Consider the following 2,157-nt stretch of genomic DNA (forward strand, 5'->3'; position numbering starts at 1 on the left):
ACATAAAAAATGATGTGCTTTTAGCACATCATTTTTTATTTATAATACATATTTTCCATATCATATTTGGATAGTGGTCGGCTATAATAATAACCTTGTACAAGCTTCACATTCTTTTCTTTCAAAAACTGTATTTGCTCCTTTTTTTCTACTCCTTCTGCAATTACATTCAATTCTAAAGTATGAGCTAAATGAATAATTGCAGCTGTAATATTCGTATCACGTTCATCTATATGTATACCTTCCATAAAAGAACGATCAATTTTTAAAGTATCAATTGGATATGTTTTTAAATAACTTAAAGATGAATAGCCTGTTCCAAAATCATCTAAATGAATCTTTAAATTTTGCTCTTTTAATTGTAGTAACACTCTCTTCGATATATCTTTATGTATAAGAGCTCCTTCTGTAACCTCTATCGCTAATAAATGAGTTGGTACATTGTACTTATTTAAAGCCCGTGTAATCATCTCTATTAATGTAATAGAACGAAAGTGTCTAGCTGAAATATTAACTGCAATTGGGACCACATCATACCCTTTATTTAACCATTCGCGCAATTGCTGACACACTTGATTTACTACCCATTCATCCAGCTTAATAATAAATCCTGTTCTTTCTGCCAACGGGATAAATTGGTTTGGAGAAACAAATCCTAATTCCTTATTCTCCCACCTTATTAAAGCTTCCATACTAGCTATTTTTTTCGTTTCAATATTAATTTGTGGCTGATAATATAAGAAAAATTCATTTTTTTCTATAGCACGATGTAACTGGTTTTCTATTATAAACCTTTGTTCACGCTCACAGTCTAATCCACTACAATAAAAATGATAATGTCCTTTTCCTTTTTCTTTTGCTTTTTCTAAAGCAGCATCGACTCTCTGAAATAGTATTTTTTCATCTTCTCCATCTGTTGGAGCCATTACAATTCCAATTGACGCGCTTAAATATACATCTTCTTCTTCGATTACAAAATATTCACTAATGTTTTTTAATATGCTTTTTGCAACTTCCTCTACATATTCTTTCGTTATATTTTCTATCAACATAACAAATTGATCATCGTGTTCTCTAAATAAGTGCATATCTTCTATTTTTAGATTACTTAAACATTCTGTAACTTTTTGTAATACTTTATCTCCCTCTTTATGACCAAATGTATCATTAATACGATGAAACTCATCTAAATCTATAAATACAAGTGCAAAATTTACACTCTCATTTAAAAAAGTATTTAACTTATTTGTACATGAAATTCTATTCATTAATCCCGTTAACTGGTCATAGTAAGCTAAATATTCTGTTCGCATTTCGTTTAATACTTGCCTTGTAACATCTCTCGTAACAATATAAATCCCAACAATTTCACCGTTCACAATAATCGGGATAGTTCTCAAAGAAATATATAGCTCGTACCCTTCTTTATGAACATATTTCTTTGAAACAATTTGTTTTGCTTTTCCTTGCATCGATCCCTTAAATATAATTTGAAAATCTTTTTCATATTCTTTATTAATGAATTCAAAAATAAATTTATTATTTAATTCCTCATACCGGTATCCAAATATTTCATACGTTGCCGGATTTGCATATGTAACTCTCCCTATAGAATCTATAGATATAATTGAGTCATTATTATATTCCAGTAACGACTTAAATAACATTTGTTTTTCCTCTATCTCTGTCTTCTCCTCAATTTGAGCTGTAATATCTCTTGTAATACAAATAACAAATTGACATATTCCTTCTTCGTCGCAGACAGGATTAAGTGAAGATTCATAGTGTATCTCACCTTTTGGTAAATTGACTACATCACAAAAGGTGTGTGCTTTCGCTTCTCTCACTACTTTTGCATATTGCCTTTGCAATATCCCCGCTATATCTTTTGGTAATACTTCTGCAAAGGTTTTTCCATAGCACTCTTCGCTTAACCTAGCATAATCCATTCCTATTTTATTCACATACATATATTGAAACGTTTCATTATCAATAACTTTCAATATGAATACTAAATCTTGAATAGCATGTAATAATCCTTGTCTAATTAAATCCATATCTATCATACTTAAAAAGGTATTTTGATTACTATATTCTTCCTTCATATTTATCTCAACCCGTCTTATCTATTTTTAATCATATATCCCATTCTATATG

Annotated in this window: 1 protein-coding gene; it reads right to left on the reverse strand. The window is 29.7% G+C overall.

All coding sequences use genetic code 11. The annotated features are described in order from the left end of the window. Window positions 1-35: 35 nt before the first annotated feature. Window positions 36-2,105 (reverse strand): sensor domain-containing protein, encoded by a 2,070-nt coding sequence (locus ABWK52_RS28320; protein ID WP_000657169.1) that lies wholly within the window; start codon window positions 2,103-2,105, stop codon window positions 36-38. Window positions 2,106-2,157 lie beyond the last annotated feature (52 nt).

This window comes from Bacillus sp. AP50, from assembly GCF_040492675.1.
Taxonomy (GTDB): domain Bacteria; phylum Bacillota; class Bacilli; order Bacillales; family Bacillaceae_G; genus Bacillus_A; species Bacillus_A cereus.